The sequence below is a fragment of the Tritonibacter mobilis genome (assembly GCF_001681715.1).
In the GTDB taxonomy this organism is placed as follows: domain Bacteria; phylum Pseudomonadota; class Alphaproteobacteria; order Rhodobacterales; family Rhodobacteraceae; genus Epibacterium; species Epibacterium mobile.
Window position 1 is genome coordinate 75,608 of sequence record NZ_LNWY01000004.1, and the last position, 18,758, is coordinate 94,365.

Below are 18,758 nucleotides of genomic sequence, written 5' to 3' on the forward strand. Positions count from 1 at the left end.
AAGCCCTGCCTGCTCATTCTGCGCGCTGCCACCGCGACGACATGAAAAAAGGCGACCCTTGGGCCGCCTGATCTCCGCATGTCACCTGCCTTAGAATGGCAGTTTCATGTCCTTGGGCAGGCCGAGACCATCGGTCAGCTTGGTCATCTCTTCCTGCGCGCGCTCTGCCGCTTTGGTTTGCGCGTCTTTCACGGCGGCAAGGATCAGGTCCTCGACCACTTCCTTGTCGTCGCCGTTAAAGATCGACGGGTCGATGTCGAGCGACTTCAGATCACCCTTGGCGCTGGCTGTGGCCTTTACCAGACCTGCACCCGCTTCGCCCACAACCATGATGTTGTGCAGCTCTTCCTGCATTTCACCCATCTTGGATTGCATTTCCTGGGCTTTTTTCATCATCCCGGCCATATCGCCGAGGCCTCCGAGGCCTTTGAACATATCCTATCACTCCTGATGTCAGGTTTGCCTTGTTAGATACGTGCGCGACCCCGCGCAGGCAAGGGTAAAGCCGGGAAAGGCCCGTCGCATTCTGATATGTTTGGCCACGCTTCATCCCTGATGCGCGCGAAACCGCTCCCGATAGGCACCGGGGGTGAGGCCGGTCACGGATTTGAAGGCGCGAGCAAAGGCGGGCACATCGCGATAGCCCACGTCCCACGCGATCTGCGCGATGCTGTCTTGCCCGCGCTCCAGTGCGCCGCGTGCCTTCTCCACCCGCAGTGCTTGCAAGTAGGTGGCGGGAGGCAGTCCGGTGGCGGCTGTGAAGTGGCGCACAAAGGATCGCTCAGATAGGTTTGCGACCGCTGCCAAGGTCGGTACAGTCAGGGGCATGCCATAGTGACGATCCATGTGACGCTGCGCGGCCAGGACTGGTATGTCGCCATGGTGTCGCGGGGGCGCAAAGCTAGAATAGGCACGTTGCTCCCGTCCGCTTGGGTCGATCAGCAGGTGGCGGGCCAGGCGCGTGACCATTTCCGCCCCATACCAGCGTCCCGTCAGATGCAGGCCTAGATCGGTCCACGCCATCAGTCCTCCGGCGGTGATCACATCATGGTCGTCCACAAGGATATGCTCCGGTGCGAGGCGCACATCTGGAAATGCCTGTCGAAACTCCGCCTCCAGTGCCCAATGGGTGGTGGCCGGTCGGTGATCCAATAGCCCGGCCTGCCCAAGCCAGAACGCGCCGGCGCAGACAGAACAGGCCAGCGCGCCTTGGGCATGTTGTTGCGCCGCCCAATCCACCAGTGGATGGTCGGGGGCAGGGCGGGTGTCCTCGATCGAGGGTACAAACACGAGGGCCGCAACCGGTTTTGAAGGCAGGGTATCCCAAGCGCAGATTTGCAGATCCAGCGCTCGGCTGCTGGGGCTGAGACGCGGGATCAGGGCAAAGAGATCGGCCAATCCCCAGAGCGCGGCGCGCTGCGCACCCGGAGCGTCGATCAGAACAACAGGTTTGTTTGGCGTATTTTGCATATAGATAGGCATATGCGCCAAGTGTGGCGGTGGTCAAGTTGCGCCAGTCTGACCCTTGCGACACGTGCAAAGGAGAAGACAGATGCCAAAAATCGCCCTGATACTGATTGACATTCAGAACGACTATTTTCCCGGAGGTGACTGGGAATTGCACGAGATGACCGCCGCCAGCGCACAGGCCGCAGAGCTCTTGCGGGCGGCGCGGGCGCAAAGCGATCTGGTTGTGCATATCCGGCACGAAAACCCAAATCCCGATGCGCCGTTCTTTCGCACTGGCTCAATGGGGGCGGAAATACATGCCTCGGTTCTGCCAAAAGACGGGGAGGCGGTGTTGATCAAACACAGGTCCAACAGCTTTCACGGCACCCGCTTGCAGGAGTTGCTGCAAGACGCCGAAGTTGAAGAGGTGATCCTATGCGGGGCGATGAGCCAGATGTGCGTGGACGCCACCGCGCGGGCCGCAGCAGATTTTGGCTTTGGCGTGACCATTGCCGAGGATGCCTGCGCCGCCCGCGCAGTTGAATTCGGCGGTGTGTCTGTGTCGGCTGAACAGGTCCACGCTGCATTTATGGCCCCATTGGCGATGGGCTATGCCAAGGTGGTCAAAGCGGCGGAGGTGCTGCGCTGATCTCAGGGCAGGAGCCGGGCATGGATGGGCTCACAGAAGCCTATCCATGACAGGGGTTATTCCTCAAACGGATCCCACTCGTCCTCGACCTCAGGCAGGGCCTCGGCCTGAACTTCAGCGGCCAGTTCTTCCTGCGTGCGGATCTTGGTGATCTTCGCCTTGGGGAAATTCTGAAGCACCGCCTGCACCAGAGGATGCGCAGAGGCTTCGGCACGCAGGGCGTTTTCGGCAGCGTCACGCAGTTCCGCAATCGTTGGCGCATCACCATCTGGCGCAATGGAGACCACCCAGCGGCTTCCGGTCCAGTTTTGCAAGGCAGTGCCGATGCGGGCAGCGAGGTCCTGCGGTGCATTTGCGGCGGGGGTGAAGGTGATGCGGCCCGGTTGATACGACACCAGCCGCACGCCCCCCTCGACCTCGACCAGCAGCTTCACATCGCGGTGTTTGCGGATCAGTTCGATCACATGTTCAAAACTCGGATAGCGCGCCAAGGCGCTGTCCACACGCGGCGCAAGTGCTGCCATTTGCCCGCCACTTGCCGACATAGTGTGCCCACCATTGGGGCCACCGCCGGGGGCGCCTTGCGGCGGGGCGGAGGCGTAAGCCGGAGCCCCGCCTCCCCCGCCCGCCGCAGGCGACCCCATGCCTTGCATGGGGTGTCCCCCACCTGGACCACCTGGATGTGGCGGCGGGGGGGTGTCCTGCAGTTTGCGAACCAGTTCCTCGGGCGAGGGCAGGTCGGCCACATGGGTCAGGCGGATCACCGCCATCTCTGCCGCCATCATCGCATTGGGTGCGGCGGCGACTTCCTCGAGCGCTTTGAGCAGCATCTGCCACATGCGCGTCAGTACCCGCATCGGCAGGCGGCTGGCCATATCCTGTCCGCGGGCGCGCTCATCCGGGCTGATGGTCGGATCTTCTGCCGCATCGGGAGTGATCTTTACTACCGACACCCAATGGGTGATCTCGGCCAGATCGCGCAGCACCGCCATCGGGTCCGCGCCCTCGGCATATTGACCAGACAGCTCCGTCAGGGCCGCCGCCGCATCGCCGCGCAGGATCATATCCATCAGATCCAGCACCCGGCCCCGGTCCGCAAGACCGAGCATCGCGCGCACCTGATCCGCTGTGGTCTCCCCCGCACCATGGCTGATCGCCTGATCCAGCAGTGAGGTCGCATCCCGTGCGGAACCTTCTGCCGCGCGGGTAATGAGCGCCAGCGCATCTTCGGCGATCTCGGCTGTCTCATTGGTGGCGATCCGGCGCAGCAGATCGATCATCACTTCCGGCTCGATCCGGTGCAGGTCAAACCGCTGACAGCGCGACAGCACCGTCACCGGCACCTTGCGGATTTCGGTCGTGGCAAAGATGAACTTCACATGCGCCGGTGGCTCTTCAAGCGTCTTCAAGAGCGCATTGAAAGCAGAGGTCGACAGCATGTGGACCTCATCGATGATGTAGATCTTGTAGCGGGCCGAAGCCGCGCGATAGGCCACACTGTCGATGATCTCGCGGATGTCACCCACACCGGTGCGCGATGCGGCATCCATCTCCATCACATCCACATGGCGACCTTCCATGATCGCGGTGCAATGTTCGCATTTGCCGCAGGGCTCCGTGGTCGGGCCGCCCTGACCGTCCTCACCGATGCAGTTCATGCCCTTGGCGATGATCCGCGCGGTGGTGGTTTTACCGGTGCCGCGAATACCCGTCATAATGAAGGCCTGCGCAATGCGATCCGCGGCAAAGGCGTTCTTCAGCGTGCGCACCATCGCGTCCTGACCGACCAGATCGGCAAAGGTCTCGGGCCGATACTTGCGTGCCAGAACCTGATATTGTCCGCTTTGCGGTGCGCTGGAGGTCTCGGGGCTGTGCTCGCTCATGAGGGCCTTTCGGATGGTCTTTGAGGGCGTGCCGCTGGATTCGCGAGCCACGCCAATGATCCTGTGCAAACTAAGCGCCGCTGTCCGCTTCGTCCACCGCTGTTGCACGGGAACCCGGCAGAATGGGGGAGGTGACAGAAAAGGCTACCTGTCTGAGACTTGGCGGGGTTAAGATAGCGTGAAGGTATCGCGGAAATTACGCCGCGCCTCCCGGGGGGGGAGAGTAAATGGTGAGTGCTACGAATTTGCAGCCGCAGTCGGCTGTGCAGACCCTATCGCTTCACGCGCTGTCGTTTGGGGACGGCATATTGGCGCTGAGCCGCGCGCCCGGCGCTGGGGGGGATTACGCGGGTGATTTGCGTTTGATTCGTGAATGGCGCCCGTCAATGGTGATTTCGATGACCACGCGGGTGGAGCATGTGATTCTCGGCGTTGAGAACCTGGGCACGGATATACAGGGCCTCGGCAGCCGTTGGTTCCATATGCCGGTCGAGGATTATCAAATCCCCACCGAAGAGATGGACGAACACTGGCAACACATCAGCACGATGGCCCGTCAGGCCATGTCTGGCGGTGGCCGGGTTCTGGTCCACTGCCGGGGAGGCTGCGGTCGATCCGGCATGGCGGTGCTGCGGTTGATGATCGAAAGCGGCGAGCCTGCCGAGGCAGCGCTCAGCCGCCTCAGAGCGCTGCGGCCCTGCGCCGTCGAGACAGATGCACAGATGGCGTGGGCCTTTGGCAGACGGTCCCCGACCTGAACTGAAGGCTGCGCTGAGGGTCAGACCTCAGCGCGCTGGTCGTGATAACTGCGCACAGGTCGCGCCTCGCCAAAGGCGCGCGGAATTTCCGATACACATGTGCTGCTCATCGTGTTGGCATCACTGGACAGCATCGCATCAGCGAACCGATCCAGCGTTTCGGTCTTGGTCGATGAGGTCACGTCACAGAACACCCGAATGCGGCTGTGGTTGGCAGCAAAGCGCGCAGGGCAGGCTTTCTCGCATCCATCTAGGCGGCTCTCTCCACTGATTTCAAAATCGTCCTGTGTCAGTGGGCGCGCGCTATCGAGCGCCTGTGCCAAGGCTTTCAGCATCCGTTGTGCCGCCGGGCAGGGGCGCCCCAGATGCATACATGTGGTCGACACAAATTCATGTGATCGCTGTTGGTCCATTCTCTGCGTGCCCTCCGCACCAAGATAGTTGTGACGGGGCAAAATGAGAGACTTCGGGCGAGACATTGCCCCTAAATGCTAAATGGCGGGCAAGAGCGGTCAGCCGTCAGACCTCCTCCAGGACACCCCGCCCGGTTTCAGGTTCGTATCATTGATGGCAGGTCTCCTGACTTGCGGGTCATTGCGTACCGGCCCTTCCCGATCCTATTGGCCAATGTGGCCGTGTCGGATCAGTGGTCTTGCCGGGGTACTCGCCGCCTACAGTTGCGGGGGCAGTCACGGACTTGGCGGGGCATATGCCCGAACCTCACCGTATTCCCTTTTCATTCCGTCCTCGGATAGAGAAACGAAAACCATCTCAAGAAGAGGTAGCGAGCGCGCTGCCGACTCGTCAATAAAGATCTTGCTGCACGTGCAAAATCACCCCTGCCGTTCGATTGTGTTTGGGAGGTGTGGGCAAACGCCCAGAGACAAAAAACCCGCCAGAGGCGGGGCTTTTTATAAAGTGAGAGGTTGGACATCGACCCAAGCGGGGCTCGTTGTGGCTGCTTCCTTCCGGACCTGACCAGGTTGGCGAGGCGCTTGCCCGCGCCAACCCCTCGAATCCCGATATAGGGAAGTGACGATACAATGACAACCCGCAGCCTGGGCGATTTCCTGACCCGATGCGCGTGGAAAGGAAGGCAGAGGTCTACGGTGAAGGTGTCGCTGAGGCGGTGGGTGTAATCCAATAACCGCGCCGGGGTTGCCTTGGCATCCCCGACATCGCAATGGCTGAGGTACTCAGCGCTTATCACGACGCTCTTTGATGATGCGCAGCTCTAAATGGTGCCACTCAGAGCTGTAGTTTCAACGCTACAAAGCCTGTATCCAGCTCGGTCGCGCTTTGGGCGACGTCATCCGGCAATTCATGCAGGTGGCGGTGCACGCCGGGGCCTGTGACGGCAATCGCCTCCACGCCGAGGTTCGGACGGATGCGCCACGGATAGGGTGCCGCTGCCAATGGATCGGCTGGCAGGGTCGACGTCACATAGGCCCCGACAGTGTCGCGGATCATCTGCGGTGGCAGCGAGAGAGCCTGCGCCTGATCAAGCATACGAAAGTTGCCGCCTCCGCTGCTGCGGTAGCTGTTGAAGGCAACTGCGAACCTCTGGGCCGGTTGCAAAGGGTGCCCCTGCCAGCGCAGATTTCTGATACGGCTTGCCGCATCGTTTAAGAGGCGTCCATCGGCATCAAAACGTGCCGGTGCTGTCGGGTCGATTTCATACTCCAAGCCGAAGATCACATCGAAGTTGTGTCCGGCCCGCGCAGGATTTGCCAGCAGGCGGTCAGGAGCATTGGGCTCCAACTGATTAAACAGCCCTGCCGACATGTCCAACCAGTCCCGCAGGTGCTGTGCGTCAACGATAATGCAGCGCAATTCGTTTGGATAAATGTAGATGTCGGCCACATGGCGGCGCGAAATCTCTCCTGCGGGCACATCGGTGTAGTTGAACGGCCCCGCGCGCCCGCCAAATTTAGCCGGTGCGACTGCCGACAAAAGCGGCAGGTCGGCGAATTCTGATTTTGCAAGGGTCGGGCGAACAGCAGCGGCTTGCGCGGCGGCGGTGAGAGCGAGTGCGCGATCCTCGCCAAAATAGGTGAAATAGGAGTGGTGTGGCGTTGCGAGCGTGCCAACATTTGTGGCCATATCGGCGCGGGTGCGCTGATGAATATCGCTCAGTGCGTTGACCAGTTCCGGTGCCTCCGGGACCACCGGTACGAGACCATCTCGGGTCTGATGTGCAACCGGGCGCAGGGTGCAGTCTCCCTGCGTGACACGCCAGCCTTTCGGCGTGCGGATCAGGTCTAGGTCGATCACCCCGAGGTGTGAGCCACTGGAGCCGGGCATCACCACGGGAACACCCAGCCCGGCATCCTCACCATCGGGCGCGGGCAGCAACAAATGGGTATGTCCGCTCACAGCTGCATCAAGACCGGGCAAGTGCGACAAAGGTCTGAGCGCGTTTTCCATCCCCGCGACTTGGTCAGTCTGGCCCAGCCCGGTATGTGCCAATGCGATCACCACATCGGCCCCCGCCTTGCGCAGATCCGCGATCGCGGCGCGTGCGCTGCTGAGGATATCGTCGACACGCAGACGCCCCTCCAGATGATCGGCATCCCAGAGCATGGTTTGCGGCGGCAGTATCGACAACAGCCCGATCTTTACGTCCGGCGCATCTGCGGGTGCATAAGGCACACGCCTGCGCAGCATTAGGGTCTTTTGAACAGGCAGCGCATGGGCGTCGGCAAGGGGTGTAATATTGCTGCAAACCGCCGGGCAGGGCAGCGCAGAGAGCGCCCGGGCAAGGACAGGAAGGCCGAAATTGAACTCATGGTTGCCAAGACCGACGGCATCATAGCCCAAGACCTCAAAGGCACGGATCGACGCAGGGGTGGCATTTGGATCAGCGGCGTCAGTTTCGGCAAGCGGAGAGCCCTGCAACCAGTCGCCATTGTCGACCAACAGTGTAATCGCACCGGAGTCTGCGGCCTCTTTACGGGCCGCGCCAATCAGGCTTGCAGTGCGACTGAGGCCAATTCCGGGGTGCTCTTGATCGGTGTAATAGTTGTAGCTGAGCAAATGGCTATGGACATCCGAGGTGGCCAGCACGCGCAATCGTCCCGATAATTCTGATCGGTCGCTAGCACCCTCATCTGTCCCCGTGGTGCCTTGGTCGTCTTCGGTCATTCTATGCCATTCATCGTCGCTCGTCGGCACCGCTCCGTGATTGTCTCGCGTCCGGTGCTTCTCTCATTCGTTAACAAATAGAAGAACAGAGACAGGGGGGCGTGCGGAACCCTAACGAGAGGCTTTTTTCGAGTTTTTGAAAAGCGTGGCATTTTTGCTTGTGTCACACATGGGAATGCGGCATCGCCTGTCTGCAATGATGAAACGTCATCCCCTTTTGCGGACGGTGGCTGGCAGCAACGCATTTCAATAGCGAGACAGTCATGAAGCGAGCGGAGCAAGTAACCTTTGGCGGCAGCGGACTGGATCGCGCGGCGCATTTGCGCACGCAGACCGCGACATTAGATCAGCTCTGGGGTGCGGCAGACGTGCAAATCGTGCTTTTGTGGCGCGGCAAGCCCTTATGCGTCTGCAAGCGCGGTCACTCTGACGCGGAAGGGCTGGCCTATCTGCAAAGCGATCATGCCCTTGTGGCGGGGCGACGGAATGATGCGCTTTTTCTGGGACGAAATGCGCAAGGGGCAGGTTACTTTGCCGTGAGCCTAGACGATTGGGAGCCCGAAGATCTGGATGCTTCCAGCCTTAACAGTTTCCTTGATCCAAGCGAGCAGCGTCACCCAGATTTGCCCGAAGCTTATGCATTTATGGAGTTGCGCCGGGTGATGACGCATCTTTCGGCGCGTGAGGCAGAACTTGCGGCGACCGCAAAGGCGATGCTGGGCTGGCACGCAACCCATGGGTTTTGCGCCTGTTGCGGTCATGCCAGCAGGGTCGAGCAGGCCGGATGGCAGCGTCGCTGCCCAAGCTGCAATGCCCCGCATTTTCCACGAACTGACCCTGTTGTGATCATGCTGATCACCCGTGGCGATCGCGTGTTGCTGGGGCGGTCACCGGGGTGGCCGGAGGGCATGTACTCGCTGCTCGCGGGCTTTGTGGAGCCGGGAGAGACCCTCGAAGCAGCGGTGCGCCGCGAAGTTTATGAGGAAACCGGAGTGAAGGTGGGCGAGGTCGGCTACTTGGCCAGCCAGCCTTGGGCTTTTCCTATGTCGTTGATGTTTGGCTGTTATGGTGTTGCAGTCAGCGAGGACATCACCCTTGATCCGCAAGAGATCGAAGAAGCATTCTGGTTGACACGCCAAGAGGTGATGGACGCTATCGCAGGCAATCACCCAAAGGTGCGCGCCCCGCGCAAAGGGGCAATAGCGGGGTTTCTTTTGGAAAACTGGGTTGCAGATACACTTGAGTAACCAACATAGTTTATCATTATGCCATAGCCCACGGTGAAATGATGTTTTGCCGTTCCAACGACAGGTCCTGATATGCACTTCGAAACCAAAGAAGATACCGATAGCTCCATTGCAGAGGCGTTCGCGGCCGTCACGGACTTTGAAAGCTTTGAGCGGTCGGCCATCCGGCGAGGTGTTGAAGTGCATCGCAATGGGGACGGCTCCACCGCGCCAGAAGATCTGTCATGGGATGTCGTCTTTATGTTTCGCGGATCAGAGCGGAAGATGCGGCTGGAAATTCTGGAATACGATGCCCCCAATGTGGTGGTCTTTTCCGCAACCGGCAGTGGCATGACGGGTGAGTTGCGCGTCGATCTGATGGCATTATCGTCGCAACGCACACGGATGACGGTGCGTTTGGACCTGCGGCCCAAAACACTGGCGGCGCGCCTGCTGGTGCAATCGCTGAAATTGGCACGCAACAAGCTAAACCGTAAATTCCGCAAACGTGTTGCCGAATTTGCGATGCTGATTGAAGAACGCCAAACTCAAATCGCCTGATCATCAAGTTTTCGTGAAATCTTACATCGAACGGCGGCAGCCGTTTTTTGGTTACTTCTTTGTTTTTAAAAGCATTTGCCCTGTGAGCGGGATGTGAATCGCGGCTGTGCTGCGACTGCAAAAAAGGTTCATTTGAAAGTACTTTTTACGCTGGCAGCATTTGAAATTTTGAAAGTTGTTAATCGCCTTGTGGCACCGTCGTAACAGGAACGGCACGACCCAAGGAATAACGAATGTACCGCTTGCTGGACTGTATTACACAGGAACACCATTTTGGACTTGTTGCTGTGGCTGCCTTGATATGTGTGATCGGATCGGTGATTTCCGTTCATATGTCCGGTCGCCTCACGGAATGGACCGGGAAACGACGCTTGGTTCAGTTGCCGCTGGCGGGTTTGATCACCGGGGCCACTATCTGGTCGACGCATTTCATTGCCATGACGGCTTATGAACCGGGCTATGAGCACGGGTATGAACCCATTTTGACGGGCGCATCGCTGTTGGTTGGCGTGCTGGGCTCTTTTGCTGCCAATGCTGGGCTTGCTTTTGCACGCGGAGCGGCAGCACCAGTCATGGCCGGCGCGATTTTTGGGATGACGGTGTCGGCCATGCATTACACGGGCATGCGCGCCTATCTGCTGCCCGGCACGATCCAGTGGAATATCGGAACCGTGATCGTGTCTGTGGTCTTGGGGGCTGGTCTTGGCGCGTTGAGCTATGGTTTGATCACGCGGCGCATGCGGGGGATTCCTGGGCGCGTCTGGCCTGCACTGGCGATGGTTCTGGCCATATGCTTGATGCATTTCACTGGCATGAGCGCGATTGAAATCCGCCTTGATTCCTCCATTGAGGTGCCGCCCAAAACCATCTCGGATAACGCAATGGCGCTGCTGGTCTTTGCTGTGACAGCCATCATCCTGCTGATCGCCATGGCTTCTGCCAGCATTGAGGTGAACATGGAGGGAGAAACCCGTCATCAGCTGAACCATGCGGCCACCCATGACCCGCTGACGGGCATGCCCAATCGTATGTGGCTTACCCGCAAGCTGGATGCGCTTAAAATCCGTCTCGATGAAAATGAAACGGCGCGCGCCGCAATCATGACCGTGGATCTCAACCTGTTTAAAGAGGTGAACGATGTCTATGGCCATGCCGCAGGGGATGCGGTTCTGCGTCAGGTCGCCTTGCGCCTGATCGAACAGGAAGGCGAGGGAGAGTGCATTACCCGCGTGGGCGGGGATGAGTTTGTCGCGATCAAAGAAGGTTTCCGCCGTATCGAAGAAGTGCAGAGCTTTGCCGAACGTCTGCATGCGGCAATTGTTGAACCCATTGATCTGGATGAGGTGTCGCTGCGGGTGGGGGCGTCGATCGGGATTGCCACAACGCTGGAAGACGGCCGCGATCCCGCTGACTTGTTGCATAAGTCTGACGTTGCCATGTATCGCGCAAAGTCCGAACCCGATACGCCGATTTGCCAGTTCAATGCGGAAATGGACCGTCGTAGCCGCGAAAAAACCCAAATGGTGCATGATTTGCGCCAGGCATTGCAGCACGACGAATTCGAATTGGTTTACCAGTTGCAAAACGCGCTCGATACATTGGCGCCAGTCGGTTTTGAGGTGTTGCTGCGTTGGAACCACCCGAATCGAGGCCGCGTTTCTCCGGCGGAGTTCATTCCCATTGCAGAAGAAACGGGCCTGATCCGTGACATCGGGCGTTGGGTACTGCGTGAGGCATGCCGAGAGGCGGCGCAGTGGAGCCGCCCTTATAGTGTGGCCGTCAATGTCGCCCCACAGCAATTGGTGCAGCCTTCCTTCATTGAGGATGTGATGGATATCCTGATGGAGACCGGAATTGATCCTGCGCGTCTTGAGCTGGAGATTACGGAGGCCAGCATCATCGACGATCAGGCCCATACGCTGAAAGTGATGCATAAGCTGAAAGCCATCGGGATTCGCATTGCGATGGATGATTTTGGCACTGGCTATTCATCGCTGGCCACTTTGCAGGCCTTCCCGTTTGATAAGATCAAAATAGACCGCAGCTTTGTGCAGGATGTTCACAAGGATGCCCAACGTGCGGCGATTGTACGCTCTACGCTGCTGTTGGGGGCCGCGCTGGACATCCCGGTCTTGGCCGAAGGGGTCGAGGTGGAGGACGAACTGAGTTTCTTGCGCGGTGAGAGTTGCGCTTCTGTGCAGGGCTATTACTTTGGCCAACCAATGTCGCGCGAGGATATGCGCCGGATTGCATGTGACGACGATGATGCCGCCGAAAGTGCTGCTTGATCAGAAATCTGCTGCGCGGTCCCTGTGGCTGCCTTGGGCAAATGCCGGGGCAGCCCTTTGGGCGCTTAATGAAAGTCCCGGCTTGGAAACAACCGTTTGGCCTGTTCGCGCGGGTGGCGTGCGCTTGACGTGACCTGTCTGGAGCGTGGGGCATCATCGGCTTGAGGTTGGGTGATGCCGATAGCCTCATCCAGCGGATGGCCAAGATCCGAGAGACGGTGCGACATGTCGGTAATTTCCTGCGCGATCAGATGCACGATAATCCCTTCGCGTTGCAGATACCCGCGCACTTGCAGCAACCGCCCGCCCATCACGATGCGGCGGTATTGCTCGTAGACCTTGGGCCAGACGACAATATTACTGACCCCGGTTTCATCCTCCAACGTCAGGAAGATAACGCCGGATGCGGTGCCCGGACGCTGACGGGTGATTACCAGACCGCAGACCGTGTGACGCCCCAGCGGCACCGTCTGCAGCGCCGCATGCGGGGTAAGGCCCGGCAAGGAGGGGCGCAGCAATTCCATCGGATGCGCGCGCAAGGTCAGCCGCGTGGCCACGTAATCCTCTACCACTTCTTCGCCCAGATGCATCACGGGCAAATCAACCGATGGCTCAGAGATACTCTCACCATCAATCGGATCGTTAAACAGGGGCAGTGGCTGTGGGCTGCGAATGGCCTTGACCTGCCACAGAGCATCGCGGCGCGTGAGCCCCATGTCTGAAAACGCATCCGCCTCGGCCAGCCGTGTCAACACGTCGGGACGCACCCCAGCCCGGAGCCACAGCGTGTCCGGATCAGGATAGCCATTGCCGCGTGCCGCGGTGATCCAGCCTGCATCCTCTTCGCGAAACCCTTTGATCTGGCGAAATCCCAGCCGCAGGGCCAGCGCGCCATCGGGGCGGCGCTCCAGTTGGTTGTCCCAATCCGATGCATTGACGCAGATGGGCCGGATCTCGACCCCATGTTCGCGGGCATCGCGCACGATCTGGGCCGGGGCGTAAAACCCCATTGGCTGAGAATTCAAAAGCGCGCAGGCAAAGGCTGCCGGGTAATGGCATTTGAGCCAGGCCGAGACATAGGCCAGCATGGCAAAGGCGGCGGCGTGGCTTTCGGGAAAGCCATAGTCGGCAAACCCCTCGATCTGAGAAAAACAGCGCGCGGCGACCTCTGGCGCGTAGTCTTTATCCAGCATGCCATTGATGAATTTATCCCGAAACGTGCCAATGGTGCCCATCCGCCGAAAGGAGGCGAGCGAGCGGCGCAGGTGGTCGGCCTCTTCTGGGGTGAAGCCCGCACCGACCACGGCGATTTGCATGGCCTGTTCCTGAAACAGCGGCACGCCCAATGTGCGTTTGGTGACCTGTTCCAGCTCCGGGCCAAAGGGCTCGGGTTCCTCTAGTCCATGGCGACGGCGGATATAGGGCTGAACCATATCGCCCTGAATGGGGCCGGGGCGTACAATTGCCACCTCGATCACCAGATCGTAAAACTCCTGCGGCCGCATCCGGGGCAGAAAATTCATCTGCGCCCGGCTTTCCACCTGAAAGACCCCCACCGCATCTGCGCGGCACAGCATGTCATAGGTGGGCTTATCCCGTTGTGGGACCGAGGCAATGGACCATGTCTTTCCCTCATGCGTTTGTAGCAGGGCAAATGCCTTTTGCAGACAGGTCAGCATGCCGAGCGACAGCACATCGACCTTCAGGATGCCAAGTGCGTCGATATCGTCCTTGTCCCATTCGATCACGGTGCGATCTTCCATCGCGGCGTTCTCAATCGGGGTCAGTTCGTCCAGCCGTCCTCTGGTGATGACAAAGCCGCCGACATGTTGGGACAGATGCCGGGGAAAGCCGATGATATCACCGATCAGCCGGATGGTCTGCATCAGGCGGCGATCCTGAATGTTGAGGCCCAGCTCTTCGATGCGTTTCAGGTCAACGCCGCCGTTGCTCATGCCCCAGATCTGCCCCGAGAGACCCGCCGTGACATCCTGTGACAGGCCCATGACCTTGCCCACCTCGCGGATGGCGGCGCGAGAGCGGAAATGGATCACGGTGGCGCAAAGCCCGGCACGCTCGCGGCCATATTTTTGGTAGATCCACTGGATCACCTCTTCGCGGCGTTCATGTTCGAAATCCACGTCGATATCTGGTGGCTCGCCCCGGTATCGCGAGACAAACCGCTCAAACACCATGGTGATCATATCGGGGCTGACGTCGGTGATGCCGAGCAGATAGCACAGGATCGAATTCGCTGCTGATCCGCGCCCCTGACACAGGATGTTTTGCGATCTGGCGTATTGCACGATGTCATGCACGGTCAGGAAATAGGCGGCAAAGCCCAGATCTGCGACGAGGTTCAGCTCCTTTTTCATAAGAGTAATGGCCTTCTCTGACGGCCCGTCAGGATAGCGCCGCTTCAGCCCCTCAACGGCAAGCCGTTCGAGCCGCACCTGCGGGGTTTCTCCGTCAACAATTTCATGGGGGTAGTCATAGGACAGCTCGCCGAGATCAAAGCTGCATTTATCTGCGATCTCCAATGTGCGACGCAGGGCAGCGGGGTGGGCGCGAAACAGCCGGGCCATATCCGCGCCTGCCTTGAGGCGGCGCTCGGAATTCAGCAAGGCGCGGCTGCCGATTTCATCAATGGTGATATGTTCGCGCATACAGGTCAGCACATCCGCCAGCGGCCTGCGACTGGCGCGGTGCATCAGCACATCCCCCACCGCAACCATGGGCGCGCTTGTGACCTGTGCAGCCTGCGCGCAGGCAGCCAGATAGGCCTGATCGCTGCCATCATAACGCGGGGCTGCCCCCAGAAACACATGATGCGGAAAGGCCTGTTGCATCCTGCGAATGTCAGGAATGGCCGTCTTCAGCTCCGCTTGCGGCAGGGCAATCAAGGTCATGCCACGACAGGACGCCAGCAGATCCTTGGTGTCCAGATGGCATTCACCTTTGGGCGCGCGCCTTTTGCCAAGGGTCAAAAGCCGGGTCAGGCGGCTATAGGCGGTGCGGTCGCGGGGCAGGGCGATCCAGTCGGTCTGGCTGTCGCGCAGCACCAGACGACAGCCAACGATCAGCTTGGGCAGTATCGGGGTGGCTGGTTTTTCGAGCGTGGCGGCGTTGCCAATGTCTTGTCGTGAGGAAGGATCAATGCGCTGGTGCGAGCGGATCTGAACACCCGCCTCCGCCTCACGCCGCAGTTCTTTTAGGGCACTCCATGCGCGCACCACCCCGGCCAGTGAATTGCGATCGGTGATCGCAATGGCCGCCAGTCCCAGCTCCGCTGCGCGCGTCATCAGCTCTTCGGGGTGGGAGGCCCCGGTCAGAAAGGTAAAGTTGCTGGTCACGCACAGCTCGGCATAGCCGGGGCCGGTCTGCTGAGTGCGCAACCTCTCTGGGCTAAAGGCTTCGACCGGGCGGTGGGTTCGGTTGGGTTCCATCAGGCGAACTCCCCCTGCACAAACCAGCCCGGTGCTTGCGGCGTAAAAAACAGCCACAGCCTGCGCCCTTCTTGGGTCTCCACCCGCCAATAATCGCGCAGCCCGCTGCGCCACGCCTCATCCTCCAGCCACCACTCGGGACAGATGCGTTCGGGGCCTATGGCGCGACCGGTGGTCAGCGCCATACGCCGCCAGCGAAACCGTTGGGGCGGATGCGGCGTACGCCCTGCAATGGGTTCCGGCGCAAAGAGTACAACCGGGCGCGGGCGGGCCGGGCACCAATGACGCACAGGTTCTGAATAGGCAGCGGGTGAGATGATGAAGCTGCGTTCTGGGATGTGGCTGTCAGCGGGCAGGAACCGCTGGATGTTTTCCAGCCCAACCCGCGTGCCAAGACGAGAGATCAAGTCATCGAGCTTATCCTTGCGTCCGGCGGACACATGGTTGATCTGCCGGGCGGGCAGCGGTTCCACCACGGTTGCCTCAAGGCGCAGACGCTCGATGCCAAACCCTGCGTCCAGATCCTTCAGCCCGCGCTCGAACAGGGGCAGGATGCGGTGCGGATCATGCAAAGGGCGCGCAAGGCGCAGCTCAACCTGCTGACTGTCACGGTCCACGCGCCCCAGCGTCACGCAGAGCCTGCGCGCACCGACCTCCTGCGCCTGCAATTTGGGGCAAAGCTGCCCCAGCAGTCCCTGGATACCCGCCATGACATCCCCGATCAGGCCGATGGGTTCGGGCAAGGTCAGGCGCACGCCGTAATGGGGTGGCTCCGCTTGTGGGCTGATCTCCTCGGGCTGGTCCCCAAGGGCCTGATCCAGCCGCATCAGCGCGGCCGGGCCAAAACGGCGGGTCAGAGGCGCGCGCGGCGTTGCGGCCAGTTCACGGACTTTGCGTATCCCCAGACGTTGCAGCGCAACCGAGGTCTCCGCACCCAAGCGCAGCGCAGCAACCGGCAGGGAACCGATGGCGTCTAACATCGCACCTGCGGGGGCGATCCCCTCGCCGTGACGGGCCAGCGCCCATGCGGCCCCGCGGGTGTCGCCCAAGCCGATCCGCACCGTCATTCCCGCGCGGGCCAGTCGATTGCGCATTTGCGCCAGCATGGCGCCCTCACCCCCAAAGAGATGGGTTGACCCGGTGATGTCCAGCACCAGCCCGTCCTCCCCCTCCAGCCCAACCCACGGGCAATAGCGTGTGGCCCAGCGGCGCAGCCCCTGCAGAAACCGCTGATCCTCTGGCGGATGCGCCACGTGGCTGCGCAGGTCCGGGCAAAAGGCGCGCGCATCAGAATAGGTCATACCCTTATGAAGTCCTTGCGCCTCGGCCGCGGCATTGAGGCAATAAATCCGGTTGGCGTTGTTCTCTTTGAGGGTCAGGGCAAAGGGACCATCAATCGGATTCAGTCGTAACGCCCGGTCACTTGCCAGCCGGGGAAACCATAGCGAGACGACGCGACGCTCTATCCCATCGAACATACCAGACACCCAATGTTCCTGATTTGTTCTTGATAAGCTCCCATCGCTGCAGAGTCGAGTCCCCGGCGCGATCATTGGCACATTCATCGGCGTCAAAATGCGGGGTGCAGCGCCAGCGGGTTTCGGCGGCATTGCTGCCCATACCCTCTGGGATCAGGGCGAGAGCGATGGATTTGCCTTCTTTCGCAGCCAGTTGCAACCGCCGCCCTTCGGTGAGACCCAGCGGTTTTGTGAGGCTCACGATGACCAGCGCCACCGCACCGGAGCGCAGAGCCTCCTCTGTCACGGCAAGAGCTTCGAGCTGGCTCTGGGCGTTGCACAGCAGCAGGTCGGCCGGATCCATAAAAGTGGCGAATCCATCCGGATTGACTCGTGCCACCTCCCATGTTTCGCGCACCCAGAGCACCTGCCCACCGCGCGCGGCGGCCAGTGCAAAAGCAAAGCTATAGGCCCCCGCGCCGCAGACTTCATGGGCGCGACCTTCAACGAGGGGGAAGGGCAGGGAGGATTGGACCATGGCTCATATTCAAGGCAAAGAAGGGGGCAGGGTCAACACCCATACACCGCCCGCGCAGGAATGTCTCGTGCGTCTTAGGGTGTCAGCCCGGCAGCGATGGAACGGGCCGCATTTCCAATAAATCCATGCATGTCATCTGCCTCTGTGCCCGCCCGCGCCCGCAGTCCAAGGGAGTGCAGTACAGCGGCGGCCATTTCTGCGGCGGCTTGTCTGGCGCCCTCTGGTGCGTCCGGCGCGGTGTGGTCAAACAGGCGACGAAACTGGGTATCGGTTTGCACGAGACGCTGGGCCAGGCGGCTGCGAATCTCCGGGTGGGTGGGGGCTTCTGCCACGGCAGTGGAGAACACCAGACAGCCCCGCGCCTGTGCCCGGCTGTAGATTTCCAGCATGGCGGTATAGATGATCCGCAGGGCATCCTCGGGCGTGGCATCGCGGGGCACCTGACGGTTCAGATCGCCCTGCACACGGATGACAAAATCATCCATCGCGCGCAGGAACATTTCTTCCTTGTTGCCAAAGGCGGCATAAAGGCTGGGGCGGACAAGGCCGGTGGCCTTGGAGAGATCATCGAGCGAGGTGGCCGCATAGCCCTTCTGCCAGAAGGTCTCCATGATGGTCTGCCGTACCGCGCGTTCATCGAACTTGCGCGGACGGCCCCGACCCCGTGTCTGCCCCGCCTTGCTCATTCGGGGAAATCCGCCCCGTGCAGCACATCGCAGAAATGGGGCTGGTGAAAGCCCGGCACATGGCGATGGGCCACATCAGCGCCAAAATTATGCATCGCGGTCATGGGCTTGGCTTTGTAGATCCGGGTGAGCGCTTGTTCCATGGCCTTTTTGAAACCCAGACGGGGGTAGGCGTCAAGCACCTGTTCCATCACCTCCGGCGTGATGTGGTCATGTGGGATAACGCCCACGTCCAGCCCCGCGCCGATCTGCACCAGCGCGGCCTCGGGCGATTTTTTCTGCGGGATCGAAAATGTGGTGTGCAGCGCAATCGCGTCCCAGACCCGGTCAATGCGCGATTGCTCGACGTTTTGCGTTGCAAGGAAGGTGGCGGCGGCATCGGCGGCGTCCACCTCAAAACGATCCTCCGCCATATAGGTTTCTGTGAGGCCGAGATCATGCAGCATGGCGGCGATGTAAAACAGCTCCGGGTCATATTGCGTGCCCGTTGCACGCGCCGCCAGCGCGCCAAACACATATGAGCGGCTGACATGGTTATAAAGGAAGGGATCGCTTGCCATGCGCGCCATCTCTTCGGCGGCGGAGCAAAGGGCCGTGTCGGGCGGGGTGACGAGGTCAGTGAGAAGCATCGAAAGTATCCTGTCTTGAAAGGTTCGCCTTTTATTATGCGATT

At 60.4% G+C, this 18,758-nt stretch carries 15 protein-coding genes, 1 other RNA gene and 1 riboswitch; of the genes, 5 read left to right on the forward strand and 11 right to left on the reverse strand.

Features of this window, described 5'->3' with window-relative positions; genetic code table 11:
• Positions 1–90: 90 nt before the first annotated feature.
• Both UB90_RS03585 and UB90_RS03590 read right to left on the reverse strand, forming a co-directional pair.
• Positions 91–435: a YbaB/EbfC family nucleoid-associated protein gene (locus tag UB90_RS03585; protein WP_009175964.1), complete on the reverse strand. Its 345-nt coding sequence runs from the start codon at positions 433–435 to the stop codon at positions 91–93.
• A gap of 111 nt (positions 436–546) precedes the next feature.
• A complete protein-coding gene (locus tag UB90_RS03590; protein ID WP_065326280.1) occupies positions 547–1,470 on the reverse strand; it encodes a GlxA family transcriptional regulator in 924 nt (307 codons plus the stop codon).
• 82 nt (positions 1,471–1,552) lie between these two features.
• On the opposite strand from UB90_RS03590, the gene UB90_RS03595 reads away from it, so the two are divergent.
• Positions 1,553–2,098 carry a cysteine hydrolase family protein gene (locus tag UB90_RS03595; protein WP_065326201.1) on the forward strand — a complete coding sequence of 182 codons (546 nt, stop codon included), beginning with the start codon at positions 1,553–1,555 and terminating at the stop codon, positions 2,096–2,098.
• Positions 2,099–2,154: 56 nt separating this feature from the next.
• On the opposite strand, the gene UB90_RS03600 is transcribed toward UB90_RS03595, so the two are convergent.
• The gene (locus UB90_RS03600; RefSeq protein WP_065326202.1) at positions 2,155–3,981 is read right to left on the reverse strand and encodes a DNA polymerase III subunit gamma/tau; all 1,827 of its coding nucleotides are present in this window, start codon (positions 3,979–3,981) and stop codon (positions 2,155–2,157) included.
• 227 nt (positions 3,982–4,208) lie between these two features.
• Here UB90_RS03600 and UB90_RS03605 point away from each other — a divergent pair, with 227 nt between their 5' ends.
• Positions 4,209–4,739: a protein-tyrosine phosphatase family protein gene (locus UB90_RS03605; RefSeq protein ID WP_065326203.1), complete on the forward strand. Its 531-nt coding sequence runs from the start codon at positions 4,209–4,211 to the stop codon at positions 4,737–4,739.
• A 20-nt stretch (positions 4,740–4,759) separates the two neighbouring features.
• Here the strand turns inward: UB90_RS03605 and UB90_RS03610 are convergent, their stop codons facing one another.
• From UB90_RS03610 to UB90_RS03620, 3 genes are all read right to left on the reverse strand, one after another.
• Complete coding sequence (locus UB90_RS03610; RefSeq protein ID WP_065326204.1) at positions 4,760–5,152, reverse strand: hypothetical protein; 393 nt, start codon at positions 5,150–5,152, stop codon at positions 4,760–4,762.
• A gap of 139 nt (positions 5,153–5,291) precedes the next feature.
• Positions 5,292–5,525, reverse strand: a riboswitch (cobalamin riboswitch).
• A gap of 130 nt (positions 5,526–5,655) precedes the next feature.
• An RNA gene (ffs, locus tag UB90_RS03615) (signal recognition particle sRNA small type) lies at positions 5,656–5,754 on the reverse strand.
• Between the two features lie 233 nt (positions 5,755–5,987).
• Positions 5,988–7,883, reverse strand: a complete 1,896-nt coding sequence (locus UB90_RS03620; RefSeq protein WP_065326205.1) for a 5'-nucleotidase C-terminal domain-containing protein — start codon at positions 7,881–7,883, stop codon at positions 5,988–5,990.
• A 263-nt stretch (positions 7,884–8,146) separates the two neighbouring features.
• On the opposite strand from UB90_RS03620, the gene nudC reads away from it, so the two are divergent.
• The 3 genes from nudC to UB90_RS03635 all read left to right on the forward strand — a co-directional run bounded on the left by nudC (position 8,147) and on the right by UB90_RS03635 (position 11,958).
• Positions 8,147–9,130, forward strand: a complete 984-nt coding sequence (nudC, locus tag UB90_RS03625; protein WP_065326206.1) for an NAD(+) diphosphatase — start codon at positions 8,147–8,149, stop codon at positions 9,128–9,130.
• A 72-nt stretch (positions 9,131–9,202) separates the two neighbouring features.
• Positions 9,203–9,670, forward strand: coding sequence for an SRPBCC family protein (locus UB90_RS03630; RefSeq protein ID WP_065326207.1), 468 nt, complete (start codon positions 9,203–9,205; stop codon positions 9,668–9,670).
• Between the two features lie 233 nt (positions 9,671–9,903).
• Positions 9,904–11,958 carry a putative bifunctional diguanylate cyclase/phosphodiesterase gene (locus tag UB90_RS03635; protein WP_065326208.1) on the forward strand — a complete coding sequence of 685 codons (2,055 nt, stop codon included), beginning with the start codon at positions 9,904–9,906 and terminating at the stop codon, positions 11,956–11,958.
• A gap of 65 nt (positions 11,959–12,023) precedes the next feature.
• Here the strand turns inward: UB90_RS03635 and UB90_RS03640 are convergent, their stop codons facing one another.
• From UB90_RS03640 to UB90_RS03660, 5 genes are all read right to left on the reverse strand, one after another.
• Complete coding sequence (locus UB90_RS03640) at positions 12,024–15,404, reverse strand: error-prone DNA polymerase (RefSeq protein ID WP_065326209.1); 3,381 nt, start codon at positions 15,402–15,404, stop codon at positions 12,024–12,026.
• Positions 15,404–16,882: a Y-family DNA polymerase gene (locus tag UB90_RS03645; RefSeq protein ID WP_204161378.1), complete on the reverse strand. Its 1,479-nt coding sequence runs from the start codon at positions 16,880–16,882 to the stop codon at positions 15,404–15,406. The genes UB90_RS03640 and UB90_RS03645 overlap by 1 nt, the downstream gene beginning before the upstream one ends.
• Positions 16,824–17,399: an ImuA family protein gene (locus UB90_RS03650; protein WP_065326211.1), complete on the reverse strand. Its 576-nt coding sequence runs from the start codon at positions 17,397–17,399 to the stop codon at positions 16,824–16,826. Before UB90_RS03650 ends, UB90_RS03645 begins: the two co-directional genes overlap by 59 nt.
• A 74-nt stretch (positions 17,400–17,473) precedes the next feature.
• On the reverse strand, positions 17,474–18,085 hold the full coding sequence (locus tag UB90_RS03655; RefSeq protein ID WP_065326212.1) for a TetR/AcrR family transcriptional regulator: 612 nt from the start codon (positions 18,083–18,085) through the stop codon (positions 17,474–17,476).
• Positions 18,082–18,714, reverse strand: coding sequence for an HD domain-containing protein (locus UB90_RS03660; protein ID WP_065326213.1), 633 nt, complete (start codon positions 18,712–18,714; stop codon positions 18,082–18,084). Before UB90_RS03660 ends, UB90_RS03655 begins: the two co-directional genes overlap by 4 nt.
• Positions 18,715–18,758 lie beyond the last annotated feature (44 nt).